Here is a 26,870-nt window from a genome sequence, read left to right as displayed (position 1 = left end):
TTTCTGTGGCCGCGCCGGTGCCCCCCCCCGCCCGGGTCCGACCGGGGGGTCCGCCCCACCCCTCCCTTTCCCCCCCCCCCCCCCCCCCCGCCCGCCCCCCCCCCCGAGGCGGTGCTGGCCGGGAAAGTCCCCGCGGGTCTGCACTACGCCGACGAGGTCCTCGACCCTCGCGCACTGCTCGATGCCGTGGCCGCACTCGGGGCCTTGCCCGTATTCCAGACCCATCAGCACGCCCACGACGCACCCCTGGAGATCGGTAGCCTGTGAACGAATCCCCGCCCACACCGAGCCGGCGCAGCGCACTGTCCGCACCACCGAAGGTGGTCGTCTGCGGGACGTCGTTCGGACGGGTGTACCTGCGTGCGGTGCACGAAGACCCGGAGGTCGAGCTCGCGGGTATCGTCTCGCGCGGTAGCGCCGCGTCGCTGGCGTACGCGAAATCCTATGGAGTACCGCATTATCGGGGCGTCGAGGAGTTGCCCGGCGATATCGATATCGCGTGTGTCGCGGTCCGCGCCGGTGCCGCCGGCGGTGACGGTGCGAAGCTGGCGCAGAGTTTGCTGAGTCGCGGTATCCATGTGTTGCAGGAGCATCTGCTGCACCCCGACGAACTCGCCGGCTGTCTGCGGACCGCCCGGGAGAACGGGGTCTGCTATCGGCTGAACTCGTTCTATCCATATCTGGCGCCGGTCGAGTTGTTCCTGCGGGCGGCGGAGCTCCTGCGGGAGCGGCAGCGGCCGTTGCATGTGGATGCGGCGGCCGGTGGTCAGGTGGTGTATTCGCTGCTCGATATCATCGGCCGGGCCGTCGGCCGGCTCAGCCCTTGGGCGGTCTGCGATCCCGCTCCGGTGCCGCCGGAACTGGCCGCACTGGCCGATCCGCCGATGCCCTACAGTCAGCTGACCGCGGTGATCGGCGGTGTGCCGGTGTCGTTGCGGGTGCAGAACCAGATCCACCCCGCCGACCCGGACAATCATGCGCTGCTGCTGCATCGGCTCGCGATCGCGTTCGAGGGCGGCGTGCTGTCGCTGGCCGATACCCACGGCCCGGTGCTGTGGAGCCCGCGTCTGCACACCGCTCGGGACGCGACCGGGCGGCTGGTCATGTCCGGCCCCGGCACGCAACGGCTCGAGGTGCCGAGCACGCAGATCCTCGGCCCCACGGCCGGTCCGGCCTTCCGGACCGTCTTCGACGAACTCTGGCCGGGCAGCATCCGGGTGGCCCTCGGCCGGTTGCGCGCCGATATCGCCGAGCCGAGCCGGACCCGTGTCGCCGGGCAATGGGCGATGACCGTCACCGCCATCTGGCAGCGGCTCACGACAGTGCTCGGGCAGCCCGAGCTGATCCGGCCGGACACCCCGGCGCCGGTACCGCTGCCGGAACTGCTCGCCGCCGGTGCACCGCGGTCCGGTGACGCGCGATGACCACACCTGCCTCGTCCCGCGAACTGGCCGACCTGCAGGCGTTCTCGGCCGATCCGTTCAGCACGATGGCGCGCCTCTACCGCGAGAACGGCGCGATCTCCACCCTCGGCGCCGGGCCGATGCGCTTCCGGCTCGCCCTCGGCACCGAAGCCGGTGCGTTCCTCCTCGCGAACAGTCACCTTTTCAGCTGGGAAGCAGCATTCGCCGCGCTGGCTCCGCTGACCGGGCGGTCGGCCTTGCTGGTCAACGACGGTGACCGGCACCGGCGGCTGCGCCGGCTCGTCACCCCGGCCTTCACCGCCCGCCGGGTCGGCGACCACCTCGAGACGGTGACCCGGCATATCGAGAACGCCATGGCGGACTGGGAACCGGGCGCGGTGGTCGACGTGTACCCCGCACTACGCCGGGCCATGCGGCTGGCCACCCTGGAGAGCCTGTTCGGCAGCGCCGCCATGGACCGTTCCGAAGGCCTGGACGACTGGCTGCACGATATCCACCGCGCCATCGACACCGATGTGGTCGGGGGCAGTATCGAACGCGGTTCGGGGTCGCCGGTCTGGCGCCGGGCACTGCTGGCGCGTTCCTCGGTGCACCGCTGGGTGATCACCGAGATCGCACGGCGGGGCGGCCGGGCGGAATCGGGGCACGACGTTCTCGGCGTACTGCTGCGCGGGGTGGGCCCCGACCGGCTCACCGGCGACGAGATCACCGACCAGCTGGTCAGCCTGCTCGAGGCCGGAGCCGAGACCACGGCGGCGCAACTGTCGTGGATGCTGTTGTGCACCCTGCGCGATCGCCCGCTCTGGACGCGGATCGCCGCCGCTGTCGCCGAGCACCGCGGGGCCGGATCCGGGCCGCGCGAGCTGGACCATCTCGTCTCGGAAACGATGCGGCTCTACCCGGCGACGGCTGTCGTCTCACGGAAGGTTGCGAGCGAATTCACCCTGGCCGGGCGGGTATTCGTCCCCGGCGACCTGGTGCTCTTCAGCCCGTTCCACACCCACCGGCTGGACTCGGTTTGGCGGGAACCGGAACGGTTCGACCCGCTGCGGTGGGATCCCGGTTCCGCGCGTTATCACCGCCCGGCACCGCATGAGTTCCTGCCGTTCGGGGTCGGTCCGCACCGCTGTATCGGTGCCCACTTCGCCACCATGGCGATCAAAGCCGCATTCGCCACCCTTGCACGCCGGATCGACGGCGAACTGATCACGACCGAGGCGCGGCCCGCGGGATTGATCGGCATGCACCCGAGTGGTGGGATCACGGTGCGCATCGACCGAATGCGGTGCAGTCCCCGCGGTGGTGACGGCGGAACGGACCGGCAGCGTAACGGCGTCGATGCCTCGGTGCGCCCGGGAAACGGGACGGCTCGGTGAATCCGGAAACCCTGTTCCGTCTGCTGGTGGTGTTCGCGCTGATCCTCGCCGTGGCGCGAGGTGCCGGGTGGCTCGCCGAGCGGATCGGCCAACCGGCTGTGGTAGGTGAGATCTGTGCCGGGATTCTGCTCGGTCCGACAGTGCTCGGGGGTGAGCTGACCGGGCTGTTGTTCCCGGCCGAGGTGCGCCCCGCACTGCGGGTCCTGGCGGACGCGGGCGTCGTGCTTTTCATGTTCCTCGTCGGCTCGGAATTGAACGAGAAGTTGTTGCGGGGGCAGGGGAAGGCGGTGGCCCGGGTGGCGTGTACCGCCATGGCGGTGCCTTTTGTACTGGGAGCCGCGCTGGCGCTGTATCTGGCCGGCCATCACCCCGGGCCGGACCGCCTGGCCTTCGCGCTGTTCATGGGAACCGCGATGTCGGTCACCGCGTTTCCCGTGCTGGCCCGCATCCTGGCCGACCGTGGGCTGATGAAAACCCGGAACGGTGCGCTCGCACTGGCGTGTGCGGCGGTGGGGGATGTACTGGCGTGGACTCTGCTCGCCGTCGTTGCCGCGCTGGCCGGCGGGGCGGTCGCGCCGTGGCGGGTCCTTTTCGTCGTACCGTTCGCCGTGGTGCTCGTCTTCGCGTTGCGTCCGGCGCTGACCCGGCTCGGGGCGCGCTGGAATCGGGGCCGGTCCACGATCACGGGCCGCCGGGGTGCCGGGGTTCTGGCCGTGGTCGCGGCCGGGTTGACGGTATCCGCCGGAGCCACCGAGTGGATGGGTCTGCACCTGGTCTTCGGCGCTTTCCTGTTCGGTGTGGCCATGCCGCGCCGGAACTGGGACGGTATGGCCGAATGGGCACTGCCGTGGGTCCGGCGCGCCGCGGCGCTGCTGTTGCCGGTGTTCTTCGCGGTCGCCGGGGCGGCGGTGGACCTCTCCGAGGTCGACGGCTCCGTACTGGGTGAACTGGCCCTCGTACTGTTGGTTGCCATCGGCGGTAAAGGGCTCGGCGCCTACGCCGGTGCCCGGATGAGCGGTATCGGGGTGCAGCCCGCGGCCACCCTGGCGATCCTGCTCAACACCAGGGGACTGACCGAGTTGATCGCGCTGGCCGTCGGGCTTCGGCTGGGCCTGCTCGATACCGCGCTGTATTCCGTCCTGGTGATCATGGCGCTGGTGACCACGGCGATGACCGGGGTCCTGCTGCCGCTGGTGCCGTCGCCGTCTCGGGTACCGCCCGAGGTGCCACCTCGGATCGTTCCGCCCGAGGTACGGCCCGGGCGCTGATCGGCGAAGGCACGCGGACCCGGTCAATTGCGCTGGGAGAGGTGGCGCAGGACGCGGTCGGGTGTGGTCCACACTTCCGGGTCCGGCGGGGTGATCTGTGGCGGGCTGTATCGCTGGGGTGCGCTGCCGGAACCCGGTGGCTGCAGGTGGAGAGTGGTCAGGGCGGCGACCACTGTCGACCGGACGGGCAGGCGCGCGGTGACCGGATCGGCGGCGGCGATGCGGGCGATTCGCGGGTCGGGGGCCACGAGGCAGAGTCCGACGCCCGTGCTGCGGTAGGTCTGGGCGTCCTCGGCGAGGGCGGCGAGAGTGCGCAGGGACAGGAAATCGAGCCGGCTGGTATCGACGATCAGCGCACCGGCTCCGGCCGCGGCCGTTTCGGCGGCCTTGCGGACCTGCGCACGCCACAGCGGCAGGGTGAACGCATCGGCTTCCCCGCGCGCCGCCAGCACGACAACCTCGCCGCGGCGGCGGAGGCGGAAGACCAATTGCTGTTCGGGGCGTCTGCGGCCCGGCGGCGAAGGGGTCGAGGAAAAAGCGGAGAAGCTGGTGTTGGGATCCATGATGTACCCGAATCGGCTCAGGATGCGCTTCGGCATCGTCGTCACACCGACCCTGCAGTCTCAAGGTGAACCCGTGACTCAGCTCCACCCTAGCCCACGATGACGGGTAGGGGCGGCGCCGAACGGGGAATCGTGATCTTCGGGTGGGTGGCTCGGGCGGGCAGGATCCGCCGCGGACGGGCCGCTGCGTTTGCCCGGCCGGCGGGCGGGTAGACCGCCCGCCGACGGCAGCCGGCCGTCACCGGTTCCGTCCTCCGACCTTCGAGAAGGGAGTACACGATGAGCCAGATCAGTCCTGTTCAGGTGCAGAAGTACCTGTCCGGCATCGACTACCCGTGTGATCGCGACGGCTTGGTCTCCCAGGCCGAGAACAACGGTGCGGACGCGGATGTGATCCATGCCCTGGAGGCTCTGCCGGACCGGACCTTCGACGGACCGAACGCGGTGAGCCAGGCGATGTTCTGATCGACAACGGTCCGGCCGGGCCGTGTGTTCGGACCGGCCGGACCGAACTGTCCGCTGATTCCCGGCGCCGGGTATGTTTCGGACCGGTGATCCGGGATATCCGGCGCGAGTGAAGAAAAATATTTTCGTGCCGGCTCTCACCGAGACACAGCGCGGTGAAATAGGCACCGTAGATATTCCCGGTGGAATATCGGTACACGGACTGCTCGATTACGATTCGCTGATCTCGGCCGAAGAACTGGATTTCGACGAACTACTGGACCGGGCACGCGCGGAATTGCGGTCGTTCGACGGCCGGGTGGACGCCCTCATCGCACACTGGGACTTCCCCACGAGTGTGATCGTGCCGATACTCGCGCGCGAATCGGGATTACCCGCACCGAGCCTGGAAAGTGTGCTGAAGAACGAGCACAAATATTGGAGCCGGGTACTGCAGCGCGAGGTGGTCCCGGACTGTGTTCCGAAATTCTGCGCCTTCGACCCTTTCGACGACGACGCACTCGACCGGATCGATATACCGTTCCCGTTCTGGGTGAAACCGATCAAATCACATTCCTCACAACTGGGCTTCGAAGTGCCCGACGCGGGGGTTTTCGCCGAGGCCCTGCAACGGATCCGCGCGGAGATCGGCCGGATCGCCGACCCGTTCGATCAGGCGCTGGCCCGGGTGGACGTACCGGACGATATCCGGATGGCCGGCGGGCGGACCTGTCTGGCGGAGGAAATCGTCACCGGTACCCAGGCCGCGCCCGAGGGGTCGATGTTCCGGGGCGACTATCACGTACACGGCGTTTTCGATATGCGTAAGGACGCCGACGGCCGCAGCTTCACCCATCTCGACTATCCGGCCCGCACCGTGCCGCCGGAGGTACAGCAGCGCATGATCGAGGTCACCGAGCGTTATCTGCGGCACACCGGTTTCGACAACGGCTGCTTCAACTCGGAGTTCATGTGGGACGCCGAGACCGGGAAGTTGTCGCTGATCGAGGTCAACACCCGGATATCCCAATCGCACAGCGACCTTTTCGCGAAGGTCGACGGCAGCTCCAATCACCGGGTCGCCATCGATGTGGCCCTGGGGATTCCGCCCCGGATGCCGCACCGCAAGGGGGAATTCGCCGTCGCGGCACAGTGCCTGGTGCCGCGCTACGAGGACGGGATCGTCACCCGGGTGCCGAGTGACGAGGAAATCGCCGCATTGCAGCGCCGCTTTCCCGGGACGATCGTGAAACTCGATGTGCAGGTGGGGGAGAAGCTCTCGGAGCTACCGAATCAGGACGCCTACCGCTACAAACTCGCCACCCTCTATATCGGTGCCGGTGACGCCGACATGCTCGAGCAGCGGTACCGGGATGCCATCACGGCGCTGCCGTTCGAATTCGAGGAGGTCCACTGAGGTTGCGTACCGTCGAAACCTTTCCCTACCAGGTGCTCGACACCGAGAATATTTTCATCCCGATGCGCGACGGCGCCCGGCTCGCGGCCCGGATGTGGCGGCCGCGCACCGACGAGCCGATGCCCGCGGTCCTCGAATACATCCCGTACCGGAAACGGGATCTGACCCGGGCCCGCGACGCGCTCAACCACCCGTACCTGGCGGGTCACGGCTATGTGAGTGTGCGCGTCGACCTGCGCGGCAGCGGCGATTCCGACGGGGTGCTGACCGATGAGTATCTGCCGGTGGAACACGACGACGCCTGCGATGTGATCGAATGGCTGGCCGCGCAGCCGTGGTGCGACGGCAATGTCGGGATGATGGGCATCTCGTGGGGCGGATTCAACAGTCTGCAGGTGGCGGCGCGCCGGCCGCCGGCGTTGAAGGCGATCGTCAGTGCCTCCGCGACCGAGGACCTGTATGTCGACAATATGCATTACATGGGCGGCTGCCTGCTGTCGGACAACCTGTCCGAGGCGACGGTGATGTTCGCCTTCAACAGCCTGCCGCCGGATCCCGCGATCGTCGGCGACCGCTGGCGGGAGATGTGGCAGGAGCGCCTGGCCGGCAGCGGCCTGTGGATCGAGCGCTGGCTCGAGCACCAGCACCGCGACGACTATTGGAAACGTGCGTCGGTGAACGAGGACTACCGCGCGGTGCAATGCCCGGTGCTGGCGGTGGGCGGCTGGGCCGACGGCTATACCAATGCGATCTTCCGGCTGCTCGAACACCTCGAGGTGCCGCGGCGCGGGCTCATCGGGCCATGGGGCCACAAGTATCCGCACCTGGGGGTTCCCGGGCCGGCGATCGGCTTCCTGCAGGAGCTGGTGCGCTGGTGGGATCACTGGCTCAAAGGCCACGACACGGGGGTGATGGACGAGCCGATGCTGCGGGCGTGGATGCAGGACAGCGTTTCGCCGCAGCCCTCCTACGCCGATCGGCCCGGCCGCTGGGTGGGGGAGCCCGGCTGGCCCTCGCCGAACCTGTCGCCGCGCCGTTTCGCCCTTACCCGGTACGCCCTGACGGAAGACGCGGTGCGTCCCGAGGACGAGCGGCCGCTGGACCTACAGTCACCGCTGAGTGTCGGCATGTTCGCCGGGAAATGGGCCTCCTATGCCGCGACCCCGGATCTACCCGCCGACCAGCGGGAAGAGGACGGCGGTTCGCTGGTGTTCGAAACCGAACCTCTGCCCGAGACCTGCGAAGTGCTGGGTATCCCCACCCTGGATCTCACGGTGTCGGCCGACCGTCCGAACGCGATGGTGGCGGCCCGCCTCTCGGATGTGGCGCCCAACGGGGAGGCCACCCGCGTGACCTACGGATTGCTCAACCTCACCCACCGGGACGGCAGCGCGGCACCGGAGCCGCTGGAACCGGGCCGGGAGTACCGGGTTCGGGTACCGCTGAACGGGCTGGCGCATTCCTTCCCGCCCGGCCACCGCATCCGGCTGTCGATCTCCTCCTCGTACTGGCCGCTGGCCTGGCCGTCGCCGGAACCGGCGATGCTGACGATCACCACCGGGCAGAGCGCACTGACCCTGCCGCACCGGCAACCGCGTGACGAGGACCGGCAGCTCCGGGACTTCGGACCGCCGGAGGCCGGCCCCGAGGCGCCGTCCACCCTGCTGCAGCCCGGGCGGCACCACTGGAAGGTCGAACGTGATCTGGCATCCGGGGTCTCCACCCTGGAGATCGAGAACGACCAGGGCACCTTCCGGCTCGACGACACCGGCACCGTCGTGCGCCGGGCCACCACCGAATGGTTCAGCTTCCGCGGGAACGACCCCGCCTCGGTATGGGGCGAGACCCGGACGGTGCGCCGGATCGAACGCGAGGAATGGCGGACCGAGGTCGCCACCCACACCATCCTGCGCTGCACTCCCGATGAGTTCATCGTGGACGCCGAACTGGACGCCTACGAATTGGACGATCCCGCTGCCGATCCGCGAACGGCCGAGAAACGGGTGTACTCGGAGAGCTGGCATCGGCGAATCCCCCGCGACCTGGTGTAGCGGGGGTCAGACCGAGTGCGGGTAGGTTTCGCCGGGTTCTTCCGGGCCGCGGTGCGACAAGAGATCCAGTGGAGTCAGCGCGCTCGTCTCGTCGATATGCAGCAGCGCGTCGAACCGGTCGGCGGGCCGGGCGTGGAAGTAGTGGCTGCGGCGTTCGTTGTCCGGTCGGTAGACCACCCCGATGGCCCGCTCCAGCAACGGGGCGGCCAGCGCCGGGATCGGCCCCCGGTCCAGGCGCAGCAGCAGCCGGTCGTCGCCGGTCCGGTGCAGCAGGTTCTCCACACTTCCCGGTTGCGACGGCCGCACCCGTTTCACCCGGGGCGGGCCGTCCCAGCCGTCGGCGGCCAGCACAGTACCGGTATGGGTGGTGAAGCCGATGATCCGGGATTCGCCCGGGCATTTCTGACGCACCAGTTGCCCCAGATTCAGTTCCCCGGCGGCCCCGAGTTCGGTGGCCCGCGCATCTCCGATATGCGAATTATGAGCCCACACCACGATTTTCGCGTCCGGGTCGGTGCGGGCGCGCAGGTGGTCCCGTAACGCGGTGAGCGTGGCGAACATATGCTCGTCCCGGAGATTCCACGACGAGACCCGGGAGCCGAACATCGCCCGGTAGTACTCTTCCGCGGCGGCGACCAGGCGGGCGTTCTGCTCGGCGTAGAACAGCGCGGCGGGAGCGCTGTGCCCGTCGGTGCGCCGGCCCGGCGCACCGATCCGCTGTAATTCCACGAGCTGGGCGACCACGGCGTCCGCGCAGTCCTCGCCGGCCCCGAACGCGGCGGCATAACCGTAGTGCTGTTCGTCGGTGTGCTGGTCGAAGCAGGCGTAGCGGGCGCGGGCACGCCGCGCCGCGGCCGGGTCGACACGGTCGAGGTAGCCGACGACCTCCGCGGCCGAGCGGCGCATGCTGTAGAGGTCCAGGCCGTAGAAGCCGGCGGAGCGCGCCGGGTCGCGGCGGTTGTGTTCGCGCAGCCACTCGAGGAAATCGCGGACCACGGTATTGCGCCACATCCACATGGGGAACCGCTGGAATCCGCGCAGCGCGGTCTCCGCATCGCCGTCGTCCCCGCGCCCGCAGACGTACCGGTTCGCGCGGTAGGCGTCGGGCCAATCGGCTTCCACGGCCACCGCGCGGAATCCGGCGCGTTCGACGAGGGTGCGGGTCATCCGGGCCCGGGCCGCGTAGAACTCGGCGGTACCGTGCGTGGCCTCCCCGATCAGCACGTACCGGGCATCGCCCACCAGGTCCAGCAGGGCCTCGTCGGACGGCACCTCGCCGTCGAGCGGGGTGGCGGCGGCCCGGACCGCGGCCTCCGGTCCGGTCGCCGCCGGGAAGCCGTCCTCGGTCCGGGTGCCCGTGGCCTCGGCGAGCAGTTCGCGGACTTCCGCATCGGAGGTCTGGGTGAAATCGCGGTACGCGCCGCCCACCCCGGTGAACGCGGCGGGGATATGCGCGCAGACCATATCGTCGACCCGGCCGCGGAGCCCGGCGCAGGTATGTTCGGGCGCCACGGGTACCGCGACGATCACCCGGGCCGGATGCATGCGATACACCGTGCGGATCGCGGCGTCCATGCTCGCGCCGGTCGCCAGGCCGTCGTCCACCAGGATGACCGTCCGGCCCGTGACGTCGAGCAGCGGCCGGTCGCCCCGGTAGGCCTGCTCCCGGCGGCGCACTTCGCGGCCCTCGGCGCGGGCGATACGTTCCAGTACATCGGGCCCGACCTGTTCGGCGGCCAGCACATCACCGTTGGTGACCAGGACGCCACCGCTGGCGATCGCGCCCAGCGCCAGTTCCGGGTTGCCGGGGGAACCGAGCTTGCGCACGACCAGCACATCCAGCGGCGCGTCCAGCACCCGCGCCACCTCGTACGCCACCGGCACCCCGCCGCGGGGCAGGGCCAGCACGACCGGGTCCGCGGCACGGAACCGGTCCAGTTGCCGCGCGAGCACCCGGCCGGCTTCCCGTCGGTCGCGATAAGCGGTTCTCGCCATAGGGCCGCGCTACCCGGTGCCGATCAGGGCAAACAGGACGCGGCCCGTGCGCGGCCGCCTACTCCGATACGGCGGAGGTGCGCTCGGCGGCCGGTGCGGCCGCCGGATCACTGCCGTTGTCCGGCTCGATGTCCTGGTGCAGGGTCAGCAGGACGTGATCGAGACGAGTGCGCAGCCGGACCTCGTCGTCGGCGAGACCCGGTAGCGCGGCGACCATCCGTTCGGCGATCCGGCGCAACTTGATATTGGTTTCCTGGGAGCGCCAGCGCAGTACATGAAAGGCCTGTTCGGCGTTGATTCCGTAGGCCAGCATGAGGGCGCCCTTGGCCTGTTCGATGACGACCCGGGCGTCCAGGACCTGCGGTAACGCGTCATCGAGCGCCTCGCGGCGGAACTCGGCGGCGGTGGAGGACAGGTCGATGTAGAAGCCTTCGGTGCCGATCGGTTCACCGTTGTCGTCGAACATCGGCTCGGAGACGACCAGGACCTCCCGCACCCGGCCCGCCGTATCGATGATCCGGTGCCGGCTGGAGAACGGGCCACCGTCCTCGACCGAGGAGATCATCGCCTCGAGCCGGTCGCGGTCGTCGGGGTGTTTATGGGACAACAGCAGCTCGGTGGTGGGCCGGACGTCCGGAGGATGCCCGTGGAGCCGGGCTACCTCCGGCGACCATTCCCAGCTCCGGCTGGCGAAATGATAACGGAACCGGCCCACCTCCAGGGGGTCACCGGCACCGACTACGCGCTCGACCAGTTCTACTTCGGACTTCGGCAGCGCGTCCCGCTCGTTCATGGGCATGATTATTCCCCGCCGGTCCGAACCGGCGGTCGACCGCCCGCATCTTTGTTCGATGCCCGGGGCAACCGGTCCGCGGGGGCGGGGCGCGGAGGCGCGGTGCGGGTCAGTCCATACCGCTGTGCTCCCGCGGTGTGGACTCGTCGGATTCGATCGTCTCGCCGACGGGATGTTCGTCGGCATGGGTGGGCTCGCTGTGCTCGTCCGCGATATCGGGTTCGTCCGCGGCGGTGGCGCGGAGGCGGGGGTCGGGGTCCGGGCTGCTCATACGGGGCGGGTACCCAGCCGGGAGGTGCCGACGCACGGGCGTGCTTGTTTATCCGGCCGGGATCCGGGAAGCCGCCGACCGGAGCCGCAGCCATCGCGGCGCGTATCGCCGGTTCGTCATCGAGGAGGACACACTGTGGACCGAACACCGGATCAGCATTCCGTGACGCCCGCCGCGTCGGATGCGGCGCAGCGGCCGCTCGGCGAGGGCCGCGACGGTGCCGACGATAAACAACGGCAGCTCGACCCGCTGCGCCAGGACCGGGAGAGCGGTTACCTCACCACCCAGCAGGGGGTGCGGGTGGACCACACCGACGACGCCCTGACCGTCGGCGAGCGGGGTCCGACCCTGCTGGAAGACTTCCATGCCCGCGAGAAGATCACCCATTTCGACCACGAACGCATCCCGGAGCGCGTGGTGCACGCCCGCGGTGCGGGCGCCTATGGGTATTTCCGGCCGTACGACGGCTGGCTTTCCGACTACACGGCCGCGAAATTCCTGACCGATCCGACGATTCGCACACCCGTTTTCGTCCGGTTCTCGACCGTCGCCGGATCGCGCGGTTCGGCCGATACGGTCCGCGATGTCCGCGGGTTCGCCACGAAGTTCTATACCGAGCAGGGTAACTACGATCTGGTCGGCAACAATTTCCCGGTGTTCTTCATTCAGGACGGCATCAAATTCCCGGATTTCGTGCATGCCGTCAAACCGGAACCCCACAACGAGATCCCGCAGGCGCAATCGGCGCACGACACGCTCTGGGATTTCGTGGCCGAACAGCCGGAGACCCTGCACGCGATCATGTGGCTGATGTCGGACCGGGCGCTGCCGCGTAGCTATCGGATGATGCAGGGCTTCGGTGTGCATACGTTCCGGTTCGTGAATGCCGAGGGGCGCGGGACGTTCGTGAAATTCCACTGGAAACCCGCGCTGGGGACGCATTCGCTGGTGTGGGACGAATGCCAGCAGGTCGCCGGACGCGACCCGGACTACAACCGGCGCGATCTCTGGGACAGTATCGAGGCCGGCGATTTCCCGCGCTGGGAACTGGGTGTGCAGCTGGTTCCGGAGGAACAGGAATTCGATTTCGATTTCGACCTGCTCGATTCCACGAAGATCATTCCGGAGGAGCAGGTACCGGTCCGTCCGGTCGGTGAACTGGTGCTCGACCGTAATCCGGACAACTTCTTCGCCGAAACGGAACAGGTCGCGTTCCATACGGCCAATGTGGTGCCGGGTATCGACTTCACCAACGATCCGCTGCTGCAATTGCGGAATTTCTCCTACCTGGACACCCAGCTGATCCGCCTCGGCGGGCCCAACTTCGCGCATCTGCCGGTGAACCGGCCGCTGGCCGATGTGCGGACGCATCAGCAGGACGGGTACGCCCGGCACGATATCCCGCACGGCCAGGCGTTCTACACCAAGAACACCATCGGCGGCGGTTGTCCTGCGCTGGCCGACGAGGAGGTGTTCCGGCATTACACCCGCCGGGTGGAGGGCGATACCATTCGTGCCCGCAGCGAAAGCTTCAAGGAGTACTACCGGCAACCCCGGATGTTCTGGCGCAGTATGACCCCGACGGAGGCCGAGCACATCGTCTCCGCGTTCGCGTTCGAACTGGGTAAATGCCGGCGGGTGGAGATCCGGTCGCGGGTACTCGACCAGCTGGTCCGGGTCGACCCCGACCTGTCGGAACGGGTCGCGGCGCAGCTCGGACTGCCGGCCCCCGCGGGCGGCGCGGTCGAGGACGTACCGGTATCGCCGGCACTCTCCCAGCTGAAGGATCCGCCGCCCACGATCGCCACCCGCAAGATCGCGGTTCTGGCGGCCGACGGGGTGGACGTGGCGAGCGTGGACCGGCTGCGTACCGCGCTGGCCGAGCGCGGCGCCGAGACCGAGGTGCTGGCCGAGCACGGCGGCGAACTGCGCGGTGCCGGCGACGGTGCGCTGGCGGTGGACCGGACCCTGGCGACGATGGCCTCGGTGCTCTACGACGCCGTGGTCGTGGCCGGGGGCGAAGCCGCCGCGCAGGCACTGGCCGCGGCCGGTCCGGCGGTGCACTTCGTGACCGAGGCATACAAACACGCCAAACCGGTGGCGGCGCTCGGCGCGGGCACGGAAGTACTGCGGGCCGGTGGTGTCGCGGTGCCGCCGGAACCGGATACTCCGGTCGACGGTGTGCTCCATGCCGGTGACACGGTATCCGACGGTTTCGTCGAATCCTTCGCCGGTGTTCTCGCGAAACATCGCGTCTGGGAGCGGGATACGTCAGCCGTACCCGCCTGACGGGCAAACCGGGGCCCCGGTGGATTCGACGGAGTCCACCGGGGCCTGTGCTCGTCGCGGCGGGCGGTCGGGACCGCCTGCCGTACCGCGCGCGCCGGGTGGTGGGGGTCGCCGCGGGCGAGCCGGACGGCTTGTCCGCCGCGCGAGCCGGGGGTGTGTCCGTCCCGAGCCGGACGGCGGGTTCGCCGCGGGCGATCCGGCAGAGCTGTGTGCTCGCGGCCGCCGGGTCGCCCGTCGCCGTTACGCCGCACCGGTCCGGCCGCCCGTGCCGATACCTATCCTGCGGAAACCACTGTCGCCCAGGGTCGTTTCGTCGAGAAGATTGCGGGTGTCCACGACGACCGCCCGCTCCACCGTGCCCGCCAGCCGCGCCCAGTCCAGCGCACGGAATTCGGGCCATTCGGTGAGGATCACCAGCGCGGCGGCCTCTTTCGCCACCAGGTACGGATCGTCGACCACCTGAACGGGGTCGAGACCCGGGGTGCCCGCGGGGACGCACGGGTCGTAGGCGGTGACCGTGACACCGTGGTGGCAGAGTTGCCGGGCGACGGTCACCGCGGGGGAGTCGCGCAGATCCCCGGTGCCCGCCTTGAACGCCAGGCCCAGCACCCCGATCCGGGTGCCGCGGAGGCAGCCGTCGGCCGCGCCGGTGACCGCCCGCCGGATCTTGCGCAGCACCATGGCCTGCTGGCGGTCGTTGGCGCGGACCGCGTCGCGGACGAGGGCGAAATCCAGGCCCTGCGCTTCCGCGGCGCGCAGCAGGGCATGGGTGTCCTTGGGCAGGCACGAACCGCCCCAGCCGGGGCCGGGGGCGAGGAAATCCGGCCCGATCCGGTTGTCCATGCCCATCGTGCCGGTCACCTGGGTGATATCGGCGCCGACGCGTTCGCACAGGTCGGCCATGGTGTTGACGAAGGAGAGCTTCACCGCGAGGAAGGCGTTGCTGGCGTATTTGGCGAGTTCGGCGCTGGCCGTATCGCAGCGGACCACCGGGGCGCCCGTGCCCGCGTAGAGGCCGGCCACCCGGTCGGCGGCTTCGGTATCGCCGTCGGCGGTGCCGACGAGAATGCGGTCCGGATGCAGGAAATCGTGCACCGCGTGACCCTCACGGAGGAATTCTGGGTTACTGACCACGGGTCGGCCTCCGAGGCCGGGAGATCCGGCGATCCGGGCCGCCGTGCCGACCGGGACCGTGGATTTGGTGACGAGGGTGCACTCGGGCCGCAGCACGGTGGACAAGGTCCGCAACGCCCGGTCGAGGACGGCGAGATCGGCCTCGCCGCCGTCGCCCATCGGCGTCGGCAGGCACAGCAGCACCACCTCGGCCTCGGCCAGTGCAGCGGGTTCCGTGGTGAAGGTGAGCCGCTCCTCGGCCAGGCCCTCGGCGACCAGTTCCGGCAGGTCCGGTTCGACGATCGAGATCGTGCCGGCCCGGAGCTGTTCGACCTTCGCCGCGTCGTTGTCCACACAGATCACGTGATGGCCCAGGTGGGCCAGGCAGGCGGCGCTGGTGAGGCCCACATATCCGGCGCCGACGATTCCCACGCGCTCACCCATGGCGGGCCCCCTTTCCGATCACTTCGGCCGCGGCGGTGAGTACCCGTTCGGGCCGCACCCGGAGCAGACCCGAATCCGGTTGTGTCCCATGGGGATCACCGGTCGTCCCGGCCCACAGCGCGATATGGTGGCGCGCGCCGGCGGGCGGGCCCCAGGTGCGCGGCGGGGTCGGGCCGAACAGCAGGACGGACGGCGTGCCGTAGGCGGTCGCGAGATGCCCGACCCCGGTATCGCCGCAGACGACCAGCGCCGCCGCGGCGACAAGCGCGGCGAGTCCGGTGAGATCAGTGCGTCCGGCGTAGACCGCCGACGGCGCGAGACCGGCCTGCGCGGCCACCGAATTCGCCAGTGGCAGTTCCGCCCGCGAGCCGGTGATCACCACCGGGCGGCCGCCGGCGGCCAGCTCACGGGCCACCCGGGCGAAACGTTCGGCGGGCCAGCGCCGCGCGGGGGCAGCCGCGCCGGGATGGACCACGATCGCGTCCGGCACCGGGGCGGGCACCGGTGGGGGCGGGAGTAGCAGCGCCGTGCGGTCGGCCGTGATCCCGTGGTATTCCAGCAGCCGGCACCAGCGGTCGACCTCGTGCAGGTCCGCGCGCCATTCGGGGCCGGGCTGATCCGGGAAGTCCGGGTGCCGATGGGTCAGCAGCGTATCCGGGCCGGTCGCCAGCAGATCACGAATGCTCTCCGGACCCTTGCCGTGCAGATTGACGGCCAGGTCCGGAGGTTCGTCCGGCCGGTGCAGCGCACCCAGTCCGGGGGTCGGCAGCAATTCGTCGACCGCGTCGATCGACGCCACGAGTCCCCGCAGCGGTTCGGGAGCGGCGAGAACCAGCCGCCGGTCCGGATAGGCGGCCCGCAACGCACGTAAGGCGGGCACCGCGGTCAGCAGATCGCCGAGCCCGAGTGCCCGCAGTACGAGTACCGATCCGCTCAGGGCCACGACCCCTCTTCCGAGGTGCAGACGACGAGCTCACGGACCTCGCAGCCCGGCGGCTGGGTCAGCGCGAACAGCACCGAACGCGCGACATCCTCTGGGCGGTTGAGTTTCGCGTCCGGCGGCGGTTTGTACTGTTCGGTGCGGCCGTCGAAGAACGCGGTGTGCATCCCGCCGGGGATCAGCAGCGTCACGCCGACCGCACCGGCGGTCTCGGCGGCCAGCGCCCGGGTGAATCCGACGACCCCGAATTTCGACGCACAGTAGGCGGTGGCGTCGCTGACCGCTTTGATTCCCAGGGTGGAAGCGCAGGTGACCACGGTGCCCCGATGCGCGCGCAGCGACGGGAGCGCGGCGCGGACCACCGCCACCGTGCCGAACAGATTCACCTGGACCACGCGCTCCCAGTCCTTGGCAGGGATCTGATCGAGCGGACCGCAGGCGTCGGTGCCGGCGGCCGTGAACACGCCGTCGATCCGGCCGTCCGCACGGTCGGTCAATTCCCCGACCGCGTTCTCGGCGGCCGCGGTATCGGCGAGATCGGCCCGGACGAAATCGACGGTCGTCGCCGGCTGGTCCCGGTCGATCACCAGCGGGCGGCCGCCGTGTTCGAGAACCGCGGCGGTGACCGCCGCGCCCAGTCCGGACGCGCCGCCGGTGATCAGGATATTGCCCAGGGTTCGCATCGCTCTCCTTCGTGGTCGGATCAGCCGCGGGACCGGCTGACCAGCTGGGTCGTCGAATAGCCGCGGACAGTGGGGATCAGCGCGATCTCGCCGCCGTGCCGGCGCACGACCTCGGCCTCGGGCAGGTCCGCCTCGGCGTAATCGCCGCCCTTGACCCAGATATCGGGCCGCAGCCGGTCCAGCAGTGCGCTGGGCGCGGATTCGTCGAATATCGCGACGGCGTCCACCGAGGACAGTTCCAGCAACAGCCGCGCGCGGTCGCGGGCGGCGACGATGGGGCGGCTCGGTCCCTTGAGCCGGCGCACCGAATCGTCGGAGTTCAGGCAGACGATCAGCGCATCGCCCATGGCCCGCGCCTGGCGCAGCAGGCTCACATGGCCGGGATGCAGCAGATCGAAACAGCCGCCGGTGGCGACGATCCGGCCGCCCCGGGCGCGGACCGCGGCCGCCACATCGAACGCCGAGCCGCCGATATCCGCGCCGCCCGTGGTAGCGGTAGCGGCGGTGGGGCCCTCGCAGGTCGACAGGGCGGCCGCCGCTCCGGTGGCGACGAATCTCGCCGCCGTCTCCACGGCATGGGTCACGGCCTCGGCCACGGTCGACCCGTCCAGCAGGGCCGCTGTGGCGGCGGAGGCGAATCGATCGCCCGCCCCGCAGGTGTCGGGGACGATCCGGTCCGCGCTGCGGATCGCCGCGGGGACGGGGATGGTCGCCAGCCGTTTACCGTTGGCCAGTACGGCGCCGGTGGCGCCGAGGGTGACGGCCACCGAATCGGCGGACCATTCGTCGCGCAGTACTTTCGCCAGTTCGTCGGGTTCGGCGTAGCCGGGCGCGAACTGCCGCGCCTCGCTCAGATTCGGTGAGATCAGCGAGGCGCCGGGGGTCGGGGTGGGCCCGCGCGGATGCGGGTCCCACACCACCGGCACCGCCCGGGCGAGTTCGGTGAGCAGGTGCCGGATCCGCGGATGGGCGGCGACGCCCCGGCCGTAATCGGCCACCAGAATCGCCCCCGCCGACCGCAGGGTGCGCACCACCGCCGAACTCACCGGGCCGGCGTCGGCGGTGCCGTCGCCGGTGTCCAGCCGCACCAGCGACTGGCCGCCGGCGCGTATCCGCGTTTTGCGTACGGTCTCCCCGCGCAGCACCAGCGGTACGACCTCGACGTCCGGTTCGAGCAGGCGCAGCAGATCGTGGCCGCCGTCGTCGTCGGTGGTGGCGGTGACCAGCGCGACCTCGGCGGCCGAACGTGCGGCGAGCAGCGCGGCCAGACCGGCACCGCCGGGGCGTAACCGGCGCTGCTGCACATCGACCACGGGCACCGGTGCCTCCGGGCACAACCGGGTGGCGGCGCCTTCGATATCGACGTCGAGCAGGGTGTCGCCCACTACGACCAGTGGTTTCACGCCGGAATTCCCAGGGCCTCGTCGAGTTCGGCGCACAGTGCGTGCACGAGCGCCAGATGTACCTCCTGCACCGTCGCCGTGCTCGGCGCTTCGACGGCGATCGCGTCGTCGCACAGTGCCGCCAGCGGGTTGGGGGCCGGCCCGGTCATGGCCCAGGTGCCGACCCCGAGGTCCTGGCCCGCCTTGGCGGCGGCCACCACGTTCGGGCTGGTTCCGCTGGTGGACAACAGGATCAGGATGTCACCGGGCCGGCCGTGCGCGCGGACCTGGCGGGCGAACAGTTCGTGGCCGCCGTAGTCGTTGACGATCGCGGTACCCGCCGAGGTATCGGCGTGCAGGGCGATCGCCGACAACGGCTGCCGCTCGTGGTGGAAACGGCCCACCAGTTCGCCGGTCAGGTGCTGGGCTTCGGCGGCGCTGCCGCCGTTACCGCAGGCGAGCAACCGGCCGCCGTTGTCGAGCACGGCCGCCAGTTCGCGACCCCAGCCGGCGATCTTCGGCGCGTAGGAACTGGTGCGCTGCAAGGCCGTGCACAGCGCCGCGAAATGTTGTTCGATCACGACACACCTCCCTTTCGCAGACCGGCATGGCGGTCCGCGCTGAGTTCTTCCGCCGCCTGAACGACCTGGTCCGGGGTGATGGACTCCAGGCACGGATGCCCGGCGACCGGGCATATCCGCGCCCGGCTGTCCCGGCACGCGGCGTGCTGGTCGCCGAGAACGGCCACCGGTACGCCGTACGGCTGCCAGCGGGCGGCGGGTACCACCGGTGCGAACAGCGAGACCACCGGGGTGCCCACGGCCGCGGCGAGATGGGCGGGGCCGGTGTTGGGCGCCACCACCACGATCGCGTCGCGCAGGACCGCGGCGAGTTCGGGCAGGGTGGTCTCGCCGCCGAGGTCGAGGGCATGGTTTCCGGCGACGGTCGCGGTGAGTTCCCGGTCGGCCGGCGATCCGGTGACGACCACCCGGTGACCCGCCCTGGTGAGGGCGGTGACGATCGCCGCCGAACGTAACTCCGACGGCTGCCGGGCCGGTACGGATGCCGCGGGATGAACCACCACATACCCCGGCCCGCCGGTCAGCGAGCGGGTATCCGGCAGCGGTTCCCGGACGGCGAGCTTCCCGTCGTCGCCGGGCGGTAGCGCGAACCCGGCCGCCGTGGCCAGCGAGAGTGCGCGTTCGGCTTCGGGCGGATCGCCGGACACCCGGTGGCGCAGATCCAGCAGCGATCCCGGATAGTCCTCGGAGATCGCGCCGATCCAGCCGATCCCGGCCATCCGCAGCAGCAGCGCCAGCGGTAGCGGTGACTGATGGAAGGACGTGAGGATCAGGGCGCGATCCAGTTCGAGGGCACGTAAGCGGTCGACGAACGCGCCGATATCCGCCGCGGTGACCGCCGGTGGTTCCGGGTCGATCCACGGCGCGCACCACGTCACGACCTCGTCCACACCCGGGAGCAGTTCCGCGCCCGCGCGGCCGCGCGGCCCGGCCAGCAGCGTCACCGATTCGGAGTGCGCGGCGACCGCGCGGACGCAGGGTCCTGCCAGCAGCACGTCGCCGACGTTGTCCATCCGCGCCACCAGCGTCCGCCCTGTCATGACGCACCCGCCATAGCCATCCGGACGGCCTCGGTGAGATCCCGCGCGACCAGTGCCTCGGTCCGCGCGCGACGCACTTCCTCGGGCCGGGTGCGTGCGGTCGGGACGAGAATGGCCCGGGCGCCGGCCGTCAGGGCGGCCGCGATATCGGCGCCGGTATCACCGATGAGCACGCACCGCTCGACCTCCACGCCCAGCTCGGCGGCGGCCCGCCGCACCATGCCCGGCGCGGGTTTGCGGCAGGCGCAGCCGTCCGCCTCGCCGTGCACACAGACCTGCCAGGTGGCGAACGGGCCGAGCAACTCCTCGACGCGGCGGTTGACGGCGGCGAGCTGATCGGGGGTGATCAAACCCTTCGCCACACCGGACTGATTGCTGACGATGCCGAGCTGGATCCCGGCCGCGCGCAGCATCCGCAGCGCGTCGGCGGCTCCCGGAACGGGGCGCACACCGGCCGGGTCGGCCAGATAGGGCACATCGACGATGAGGGTGTCGTCGCGGTCGAACAGCAGCGCGTGCGGCGCGGGATGGGTGGCGTGGCGGTGCCGCACCTCGCCGCGCAGCCGGTGCCAGCAGGCGGCCGGGGGAATGAGGGCACTGGTCACGGCCATCCGGGTGATCTCGCCGGGAGTGCGGGGACCGGGCAGGATGCGGCGCACGGCGAACTGGGCGGTGAGCGCGGTCCATATCGCACCGAACCCGAGTGCGGCGCGCCCGCGTCCGGCGGCACCCGCGGCCAGGGCCGCCGCACCCACCGCGGTGGTGAGGACATGCCGCGGCAGCAGGCCCGCGCGTTCACCGATACGCCGGCGCCAGTGCGCGCCGTATTTGCGCCGCATCAACGCGTTGTCGGCATTGCCGCGTTGAGCCCGCACGCTGGCCAGCGGCCCCGCGGTGCGAGCCGGATGCACGGTGACCCGTGCACCGTCCGCGATGGCGTAGCCGGCGAGGCAGACCCGGATCGCCAGATCGGCGTCCTCGCGGTAGGCGCGCGGGAACCGTTCGTCGAAACCGCCGACCGCGGCGAGCACCGAACGGCGATAGGCCATATCGGCGGTGATCCAGCGCGCGGTGGCCAGCCCGGCGGTTCCGCGTTCGTCGTCGGTAGGCCGGCGGTCGCGCGGCAACGGGACCTCGATGCGGGCGGTCGACGCCGCGACGGTGTCGTCGAGTCCGAGCAGATCGGCCGCCAGCCGGGCCGGCCAGTCGGCGGCGACGAGCACATCGTCGTCGAGGAAGGCGATCCAGCTGCCCGCGGCGTGCCGCCAGCCGGCATTGCGGGCCGCCGCCGGCCCCCGGCCACCCGATCGGATGACCTGGACCGGGGGTAGCCCGGCCGGCATGGTGAGCTCGGCACCGCCGCGGCGGTCGTCGACCACGATGATCTCGCGTGGTCCGGGACCGGTGGCCGAGCCGAGCCGATGCAGCAGCACGTGCAGACTGTCCCGGCCGGTGGTCGGGATGACGATGCTGTAGTCCGGTGCCGGCCCGTTCATGCGCGCCGCACCAGGAACGGGCCGAGCGCCAGCACATCGATCGGCGCGGACCCGAAACATTCGAGGGCGTCGCGCGGCGAATCGACCATCGGGCGGCCGGCGGTGTTGAGGCTGGTGTTGACCACGACGGGCAGGCCCGTGCGCCGGTCGAATTCGGTGAGCAGCCGCGCGGTGAGCGGGTTGTCCGCGGGATCGACGGTCTGCACCCGCGCGGTGTGGTCCACATGGGTCACGGCGGGTATCCGGTCCCGCCAGGCGGGGTCCACATCGTGGACGAACAGCATGTACGGGCTGGGTAACGGGCCGCGGTGGAATATCTCGGCGGCGCGGCCGGCGAGCACCATCGGCGCGACGGGCCGGAACTGTTCGCGGCCCTTCACATCGTTGAGGCGTTCCAGATTGGCGGCCCGGCCGGGATGCGCGAGCAGGGAGCGGTGACCCAGCGCGCGCGGGCCGAATTCGGCCCGGCCCTGGAACCAGGCGACGATCCGGTCCGCCGCCAGTGCTTCCGCCACCTCGGCCGCGATATCCGCCGGCCGCGTGTACCGGATGTTCGCGGTGCGCAGTACCGATTCCAGCTCCTCGTCGGACCATTCGCGACCGAGATCGGCTCCGCGCATGGGGGCGGCGCGTTCACCGAATTCGGCGGCCAGCTGCAAGGCCGCACCCAGGGCGGTGCCGGCGTCGCCCGCCGCGGGCTGGACCCAGATCCGGTCGAAGGGGCCTTCGGCGTGCAGGCGGGTGTTCGCCACACAGTTGAGGGCGATACCGCCGGCCAGGGTGAGGTTCGGCTGCCCGGTCTGCCGGTGCAGCCACGAGGTGAGGTCGAGCAGGACCTCCTCGAGCCGGCGCTGCACACTCGCGGTGAGGTCGGCGTGGTCGCGGCCGAGTTCGCCGTCGTGTACGGCGGGCGCGAAATCCGCCCAGCGCACCGGTTCGGTGCGGAAACCACCGTCGTCGGTGGCGTAGACGAGGTCGCGGAACCGGTCCAGGAAACGCGGCGTGCCGTAGGAGGCGAGGGCCATCACTTTGTATTCGTCGCTGGAGCGGGCGAAACCGAGGTGTTCGGTGAGATCCTCGTAGAGCAGGCCCAGTGAATGCGGGAGACGTTGCGCGGCGAGTTCCACGAATTTGCCGTCCCGGTACTCGCCGGCCAGATACGAGGTGCTCTCGCCGCGGCCGTCGGCCACCAGGACGGCGGAATCCGCCGGTACGGCGGCTGCGCCGAACGGCGCGGCGAGCGCCGCCGACGCCGCGTGCGCCACATGGTGGCGCACGAAACGCACGATCCCGGGATCGAGGCCGGGCAGTGCCGCGCGCAGGAAGCCCGGTGCCCGGCGGGCGTAATCGGTGCGGGTCTGCTCACTGGACGCGTCGAGACCGTCCAGGGAATGGTCGACCAGGCCGGGGTCGTAGGAGTACCCCACCGCGTCGAGCTGATCGGGGCGCAGGCCCGCTCGCTCCAGGCACCAGGCGGCGGCCTGTTCGGGCATCTCCCACGCGGAGAACGGCACCGGCCGCTTACCGTGCTTGCGCCGACTGAATCGTTCCTCTTCCGCGGCGGCGACGATTTCACCGTCCACGACCAGGGCGGCGGCGGGATCATGGAAAACTGCGTTCACACCCAGAATGCGCACCGGCTGCCTTTCCGCTCGGGGGCACGGGTTCGGCCCGCTGATGTTGTCACCGCGCTACCCGGGGACATCACTGCCAAACAGATCCGCCCGGTTTTGTTATGTGATCTGCTATGCCTGCCGGTGTTCGAGCAGGGCGTTCGCGGTCGCGGCGCGGCCCGCGAACCAGTCGATCGTGCGGCGCAATCCCTCGGCGCGATCGACCACCGGCTCCCAGCCGAGGTCGCGGCGGGCTCGGGAGATATCCGGGCAGCGGCGCTGCGGATCGTCCACCGCGCCCTCGATGTACTCGATCGGGGAGCCGCCGCCGATCGCCGCGCGGATCTCCTCGGCGAGGCCGCGGACCGAGATTTCATGGGGGTTGCCGATATTGACCGGGCCCGGGCACGCCGAAGCGGCGAGGGCCCGCAGGCCGCGCACGGTATCCGCCACGTAGCACAGCGACCGGGTCTGTTCGCCGGTTCCGGCCACCGTCAACGGTGCGCCCGCCAGGGCCTGCTCGATGAATGTCGGCACCATCCGCCCGTCGTCGGCGCGCATCCGCGGACCGTAGGTGTTGAAGATCCGGGCGATACCGGTATCGGTACCGTGTTCCCGGCGGAACGCCATGGTCAACGCCTCCGCGTACCGTTTCGCCTCGTCGTACACACTGCGCGGCCCGATCGGATTCACATGCCCCCAGTAGCCTTCCGGCTGCGGATGCACCCCGGGGTCGCCGTACACCTCGCTCGTCGAGGCCAGCACGAAGCGCGCGCCGCACCGTTCGGCGAGTTCGAGGGCATGGGCGGTGCCGATCGCCCCGGCGCGCAACGTCTCGATCGGCAGCCGCAGATAATCCGGTGGTGACGCGGCCGAGGCGAGGTGGAACACGGTATCGAAGGAGCCGAGGCCGGTGAACGGTTCGGTGACGTCGTGCTGGACGAGTGCGAAACCGCGCCGGTCCAGCAGCGGGGCGACATTGTCCGGGGTGGAGGTGGCGAAGTTGTCGAGCGCGACCACGGAAGCACCCGTGTCGAGCAACTGCTCGCACAGATGCGATCCCAGGAACCCGGACCCGCCGGTGATCAGCACTCGGTCACAATTCCTCGTCACGCTGGCTCCTCCGATCCGGGCGTATGCGGACAGTCGCGGTGAGGGCTCGCCCGCCGCCGCGGCGGAACCCGGGCCCCGCGCCGGCCGAGGTACGGTGGTGGACGCTCATCGTGCCTGCTCCCGGCCGGTTTCCGGCAGTCCGGCGGCAGCGACCACGCGACGGTAGGCGCGCTGGGTTTCCACGGTGATGCGATCCCACGAGTAGCGCGATTCGACCCGCTCACGCCCGGCGGCCCCGAACTTCGCCCTGGTGGCCGGGGCGTCCAGCAGCTCCCGTACCGCGTCGGCCAGTTCGTCGGGCGCCTGCGGCGTGACCAGTGTGCCGGTGACACCGTCGACGACCGTATCGGTGAGCCCACCGACCGCGGCGGCCACCACGGGCACCCCGCACGCCATGGCTTCCAGCGGTGTGATGCCGAACGGCTCGTACCACGGGGTGCAGACGGCCACATCCGCCGAGCGCAGCAGCGGTGCCATCTCGGCTCGTGGCACCTGGCCGAGCAGATGTACCCGATCACGCACGCCGAGGTCCGCCGCCAGCGTCAGCAGCCGCACGGCCTCCGGGTCGTCGGCGAGCCGGCCGTCGTCCGGTCCGCCGACCAGCAGAAGTTCGGTGTCGTGCAGTCCGGTCAGCGCGGTGATCGCGATATCGAAACCCTTGCGCGGCACCAGCCGGCCCACACTGACGATCCGGTACCGGCCGGACCGGGGGGCGGCCGGGCCGTCGGGGGTGAAGCGGTCGAGGGCGACACCGCACGGGATCACCGAGGTCCGGGTCCGCGGCAGGCCCATCCTGGCGAGTTCGAACACCTCGTCGGTGCAGGTGGCGATCACCCGGTCGGCCTGTTCGGCGATATGCCGCTCCAGCTCCACCCGCCCCGCCGGACTGGTGTCCTGCGCGCCCTGATAGCGGCGTTTCACCACGCCCAGCGCATGGAAGGTCTGTACCACCGGGATGCCGAGCGGCTGCGCGGCCGCGAGCGTGGCCAGGCCTGACATCCAGAAATGCGCGTGCGCGATATCCGGCATCGTGCGCTGCCACTCCTGCCGCAGATACGCGCCGAATTCGTCCATATGCGGCAGAAGTTCGTCCTTCGGTAACGGCCGGGCCGGCCCGGCCGGGACCCGGGTTACCCGATATCCCTGCTCGGTGGTGACCGTGCGCGGCGCGTCCGGCTGCTCGTGCCGGGTGTACACCGTGACCTCGTGCCCGCGGCGGGACATACCCGCCGCCAGTTCGGCGACATGGACGTTCTGCCCGCCGGCGTCGACACCGCCCAGCGCGGCGAGAGGGCTGGCGTGTTCGGATACCATCGCGATTTTCATCGTTACGCCTTTCCGACCCGGCTCGTGGCCTTCACTCGGTTACTTCGGCGGGTGTCACCCGGTGATCTCGTCGAGCAGTTGATCCCAGCGGCGCAGGAAGGCGCCGAGACCGTAACGCTCCAGAGCGAACTGCCGGGCCGACTTACCCGCCAGCACCGCCAGGTCCGGTTCGTGCAGCAGCTCGTGGAATCTCGCGGTCAGGGTCTCGACGTCGGTGGCGAGCGCACCGGCTTCGGGCGGTACCGCGGCGACCGCCTCGGTGGTGGCGAGGGCGACCACGGGCATACCCAGGTGCATGGCCTCGAGCAGGGACAAACCGAGCGAGGTCCACCGGGCGGTGTGCAGATAGACGCGCCGGCGCGCCATCTCGGTATGCAACTCGGCCTGGCCGAGATCACCGATACCGCGGACCGGATGGACGGTCGGCCCGTCCGGTGTGAACTCGGTGGCGGCGATCCCGTACAGGTCCACCGGCCCGGCCCGGGCGAAATCGGCGAGCAGATCACTACCGGTGACGCGGCGCCGGCGCACCGGCTCGTTGATCAGCGCCACCCCGTGCGGTATCTCGCCGGTGTAGCGCGCGCCGGGGTCGACGATGCCGTGCGGTACGACCCGGGTGGGCGCGCGCCCGCTGTCCCACATCAGATCGTTGAAATGGGTCACGTGCACCAGCGGGATATCGGTGCGCTCCGCGAGCGGATGCCGGCTGGTGGCCGCGCCCTCGCGCGGCGCGTTGTGCTCTACGTAGACCGCCGGGATATCGGTGCCGGGGCGGCGGCCCAGCCAGCGCTCGGCCAGCCCGAGTTCCTCGGGCCGCTGCAATACCACGACATCCGGTTCGGCGTCCCGCAGTGCGTCGGCGGGTATCTCCTCGGCGGTGGGCCAGTCCCGGCCGCAACGGCCCCGGCCCCACGGCCCGCCACCTGCGACGACGGGCAGCAGGTAGCGGTGCCGGCCACGGACGAACGATGTGGTCCACGAGCCGTGGACATGCCAGAGCAAGACCCTGAGCTCTCTCCTCGTCTCGGCCATGCCGGTAGCTCTTGCCGCTTCGCGCCGGTTCAAACCTGCGGCGGGCAGACCTGCCGGTTACCGCCGGGTCCGCATCCCGCTGTGACCGGGCAGCGAGCAGGCCGGCCGCGGGGGCCCCCCCCCCCGCGGCCCGGCGGGGGGGGCCGCCCGGGGGGGGGGGGGGGCGGGGGGTGGCGGCAAAACGGGGGGGGGGGCGGGCCCCCCGCCGGGCCCACA

24 protein-coding genes are annotated in these 26,870 nt (G+C 70.5%); 9 read left to right on the top strand and 15 right to left on the bottom strand.

The genetic code is table 11. The features are described from left to right. The first annotated feature begins 111 nt into the window (after window positions 1–111). The 4 genes from QH276_RS30595 to QH276_RS30580 are packed head-to-tail and all read left to right on the top strand — an operon-like array spanning window position 112 to window position 4,068. A complete protein-coding gene (locus tag QH276_RS30595) occupies window positions 112–267 on the top strand; it encodes a hypothetical protein (RefSeq protein ID WP_280406981.1) in 156 nt (51 codons plus the stop codon). Further along, window positions 264–1,424, top strand: coding sequence for a Gfo/Idh/MocA family oxidoreductase (locus QH276_RS30590; RefSeq protein ID WP_280402777.1), 1,161 nt, complete (start codon window positions 264–266; stop codon window positions 1,422–1,424). The genes QH276_RS30595 and QH276_RS30590 overlap by 4 nt, the downstream gene beginning before the upstream one ends. After that, window positions 1,421–2,800 (top strand): cytochrome P450, encoded by a 1,380-nt coding sequence (locus QH276_RS30585; RefSeq protein ID WP_280402776.1) that lies wholly within the window; start codon window positions 1,421–1,423, stop codon window positions 2,798–2,800. Before QH276_RS30590 ends, QH276_RS30585 begins: the two co-directional genes overlap by 4 nt. Then, a complete protein-coding gene (locus QH276_RS30580) occupies window positions 2,797–4,068 on the top strand; it encodes a cation:proton antiporter (protein ID WP_280402775.1) in 1,272 nt (423 codons plus the stop codon). Before QH276_RS30585 ends, QH276_RS30580 begins: the two co-directional genes overlap by 4 nt. Before the next feature lie 23 nt (window positions 4,069–4,091). Here the strand turns inward: QH276_RS30580 and QH276_RS30575 are convergent, their stop codons facing one another. Further along, window positions 4,092–4,667, bottom strand: coding sequence for an STAS domain-containing protein (locus QH276_RS30575; protein ID WP_280402774.1), 576 nt, complete (start codon window positions 4,665–4,667; stop codon window positions 4,092–4,094). A gap of 243 nt (window positions 4,668–4,910) precedes the next feature. Between QH276_RS30575 and QH276_RS30570 the strand changes: the two genes are divergently transcribed. The 3 genes from QH276_RS30570 to QH276_RS30560 all read left to right on the top strand — a co-directional run bounded on the left by QH276_RS30570 (window position 4,911) and on the right by QH276_RS30560 (window position 8,543). Continuing rightward, the gene (locus QH276_RS30570; protein ID WP_280402773.1) at window positions 4,911–5,096 is read left to right on the top strand and encodes a DUF2795 domain-containing protein; all 186 of its coding nucleotides are present in this window, start codon (window positions 4,911–4,913) and stop codon (window positions 5,094–5,096) included. Between the two features lie 127 nt (window positions 5,097–5,223). Next, window positions 5,224–6,492, top strand: coding sequence for an ATP-grasp domain-containing protein (locus QH276_RS30565; RefSeq protein ID WP_280402772.1), 1,269 nt, complete (start codon window positions 5,224–5,226; stop codon window positions 6,490–6,492). A 2-nt stretch (window positions 6,493–6,494) separates the two neighbouring features. Next, window positions 6,495–8,543 carry a CocE/NonD family hydrolase gene (locus tag QH276_RS30560; RefSeq protein ID WP_280402771.1) on the top strand — a complete coding sequence of 683 codons (2,049 nt, stop codon included), beginning with the start codon at window positions 6,495–6,497 and terminating at the stop codon, window positions 8,541–8,543. Window positions 8,544–8,549: 6 nt separating this feature from the next. On the opposite strand, the gene QH276_RS30555 is transcribed toward QH276_RS30560, so the two are convergent. From QH276_RS30555 to QH276_RS30545, 3 genes are all read right to left on the bottom strand, one after another. Then, on the bottom strand, window positions 8,550–10,538 hold the full coding sequence (locus QH276_RS30555) for an erythromycin esterase family protein (RefSeq protein ID WP_280406980.1): 1,989 nt from the start codon (window positions 10,536–10,538) through the stop codon (window positions 8,550–8,552). 58 nt (window positions 10,539–10,596) lie between these two features. Next, window positions 10,597–11,331, bottom strand: a complete 735-nt coding sequence (locus tag QH276_RS30550) for a PAS and ANTAR domain-containing protein (protein WP_280402769.1) — start codon at window positions 11,329–11,331, stop codon at window positions 10,597–10,599. Window positions 11,332–11,440: 109 nt separating this feature from the next. Further along, window positions 11,441–11,602 (bottom strand): hypothetical protein, encoded by a 162-nt coding sequence (locus tag QH276_RS30545; RefSeq protein WP_280402768.1) that lies wholly within the window; start codon window positions 11,600–11,602, stop codon window positions 11,441–11,443. A gap of 40 nt (window positions 11,603–11,642) precedes the next feature. On the opposite strand from QH276_RS30545, the gene QH276_RS30540 reads away from it, so the two are divergent. Further along, the gene (locus QH276_RS30540; RefSeq protein ID WP_280402767.1) at window positions 11,643–11,768 is read left to right on the top strand and encodes a hypothetical protein; all 126 of its coding nucleotides are present in this window, start codon (window positions 11,643–11,645) and stop codon (window positions 11,766–11,768) included. An 83-nt stretch (window positions 11,769–11,851) separates the two neighbouring features. Then, entirely contained in the window at window positions 11,852–13,891 is a 2,040-nt protein-coding gene (locus QH276_RS30535; protein ID WP_280402781.1) for a catalase, read from the top strand. Window positions 13,892–14,131: 240 nt separating this feature from the next. On the opposite strand, the gene QH276_RS30530 is transcribed toward QH276_RS30535, so the two are convergent. From QH276_RS30530 to QH276_RS30480, 11 genes are all read right to left on the bottom strand, one after another. Beyond that, a complete protein-coding gene (locus QH276_RS30530; RefSeq protein WP_280402766.1) occupies window positions 14,132–15,448 on the bottom strand; it encodes a UDP-glucose dehydrogenase family protein in 1,317 nt (438 codons plus the stop codon). Continuing rightward, entirely contained in the window at window positions 15,441–16,391 is a 951-nt protein-coding gene (locus QH276_RS30525) for a glycosyltransferase family 9 protein (RefSeq protein WP_280402765.1), read from the bottom strand. The genes QH276_RS30530 and QH276_RS30525 overlap by 8 nt, the downstream gene beginning before the upstream one ends. Then, window positions 16,382–17,071 carry an SDR family oxidoreductase gene (locus QH276_RS30520; protein WP_280402764.1) on the bottom strand — a complete coding sequence of 230 codons (690 nt, stop codon included), beginning with the start codon at window positions 17,069–17,071 and terminating at the stop codon, window positions 16,382–16,384. Before QH276_RS30520 ends, QH276_RS30525 begins: the two co-directional genes overlap by 10 nt. Before the next feature lie 20 nt (window positions 17,072–17,091). Continuing rightward, a complete protein-coding gene (gene rfaE2 / locus QH276_RS30515; protein WP_280402763.1) occupies window positions 17,092–18,474 on the bottom strand; it encodes a D-glycero-beta-D-manno-heptose 1-phosphate adenylyltransferase in 1,383 nt (460 codons plus the stop codon). Continuing rightward, window positions 18,471–19,034 carry a D-sedoheptulose-7-phosphate isomerase gene (locus QH276_RS30510; protein WP_280402762.1) on the bottom strand — a complete coding sequence of 188 codons (564 nt, stop codon included), beginning with the start codon at window positions 19,032–19,034 and terminating at the stop codon, window positions 18,471–18,473. Before QH276_RS30510 ends, rfaE2 begins: the two co-directional genes overlap by 4 nt. Beyond that, a complete protein-coding gene (locus QH276_RS30505; RefSeq protein ID WP_280402761.1) occupies window positions 19,031–20,074 on the bottom strand; it encodes a glycosyltransferase family 9 protein in 1,044 nt (347 codons plus the stop codon). The genes QH276_RS30510 and QH276_RS30505 overlap by 4 nt, the downstream gene beginning before the upstream one ends. Beyond that, the gene (locus QH276_RS30500) at window positions 20,071–21,570 is read right to left on the bottom strand and encodes an HAD-IIIA family hydrolase (RefSeq protein WP_280402760.1); all 1,500 of its coding nucleotides are present in this window, start codon (window positions 21,568–21,570) and stop codon (window positions 20,071–20,073) included. Before QH276_RS30500 ends, QH276_RS30505 begins: the two co-directional genes overlap by 4 nt. Then, entirely contained in the window at window positions 21,567–23,207 is a 1,641-nt protein-coding gene (locus QH276_RS30495; RefSeq protein WP_280402759.1) for a carbamoyltransferase family protein, read from the bottom strand. Before QH276_RS30495 ends, QH276_RS30500 begins: the two co-directional genes overlap by 4 nt. A gap of 108 nt (window positions 23,208–23,315) precedes the next feature. Further along, window positions 23,316–24,329 carry a UDP-glucuronic acid decarboxylase family protein gene (locus tag QH276_RS30490; RefSeq protein WP_432278758.1) on the bottom strand — a complete coding sequence of 338 codons (1,014 nt, stop codon included), beginning with the start codon at window positions 24,327–24,329 and terminating at the stop codon, window positions 23,316–23,318. Window positions 24,330–24,401: 72 nt separating this feature from the next. After that, window positions 24,402–25,622, bottom strand: coding sequence for a glycosyltransferase (locus QH276_RS30485; protein ID WP_280402757.1), 1,221 nt, complete (start codon window positions 25,620–25,622; stop codon window positions 24,402–24,404). 54 nt (window positions 25,623–25,676) lie between these two features. Further along, a complete protein-coding gene (locus QH276_RS30480) occupies window positions 25,677–26,654 on the bottom strand; it encodes a glycosyltransferase (RefSeq protein WP_280402756.1) in 978 nt (325 codons plus the stop codon). Window positions 26,655–26,870 lie beyond the last annotated feature (216 nt).

This window comes from Nocardia carnea (genome assembly GCF_029869215.1).
Classification (GTDB): domain Bacteria; phylum Actinomycetota; class Actinomycetes; order Mycobacteriales; family Mycobacteriaceae; genus Nocardia; species Nocardia carnea_B.
Note: the sequence above shows the minus strand (reverse complement) of the source record. Positions and strands in the feature narration are given on the sequence as shown.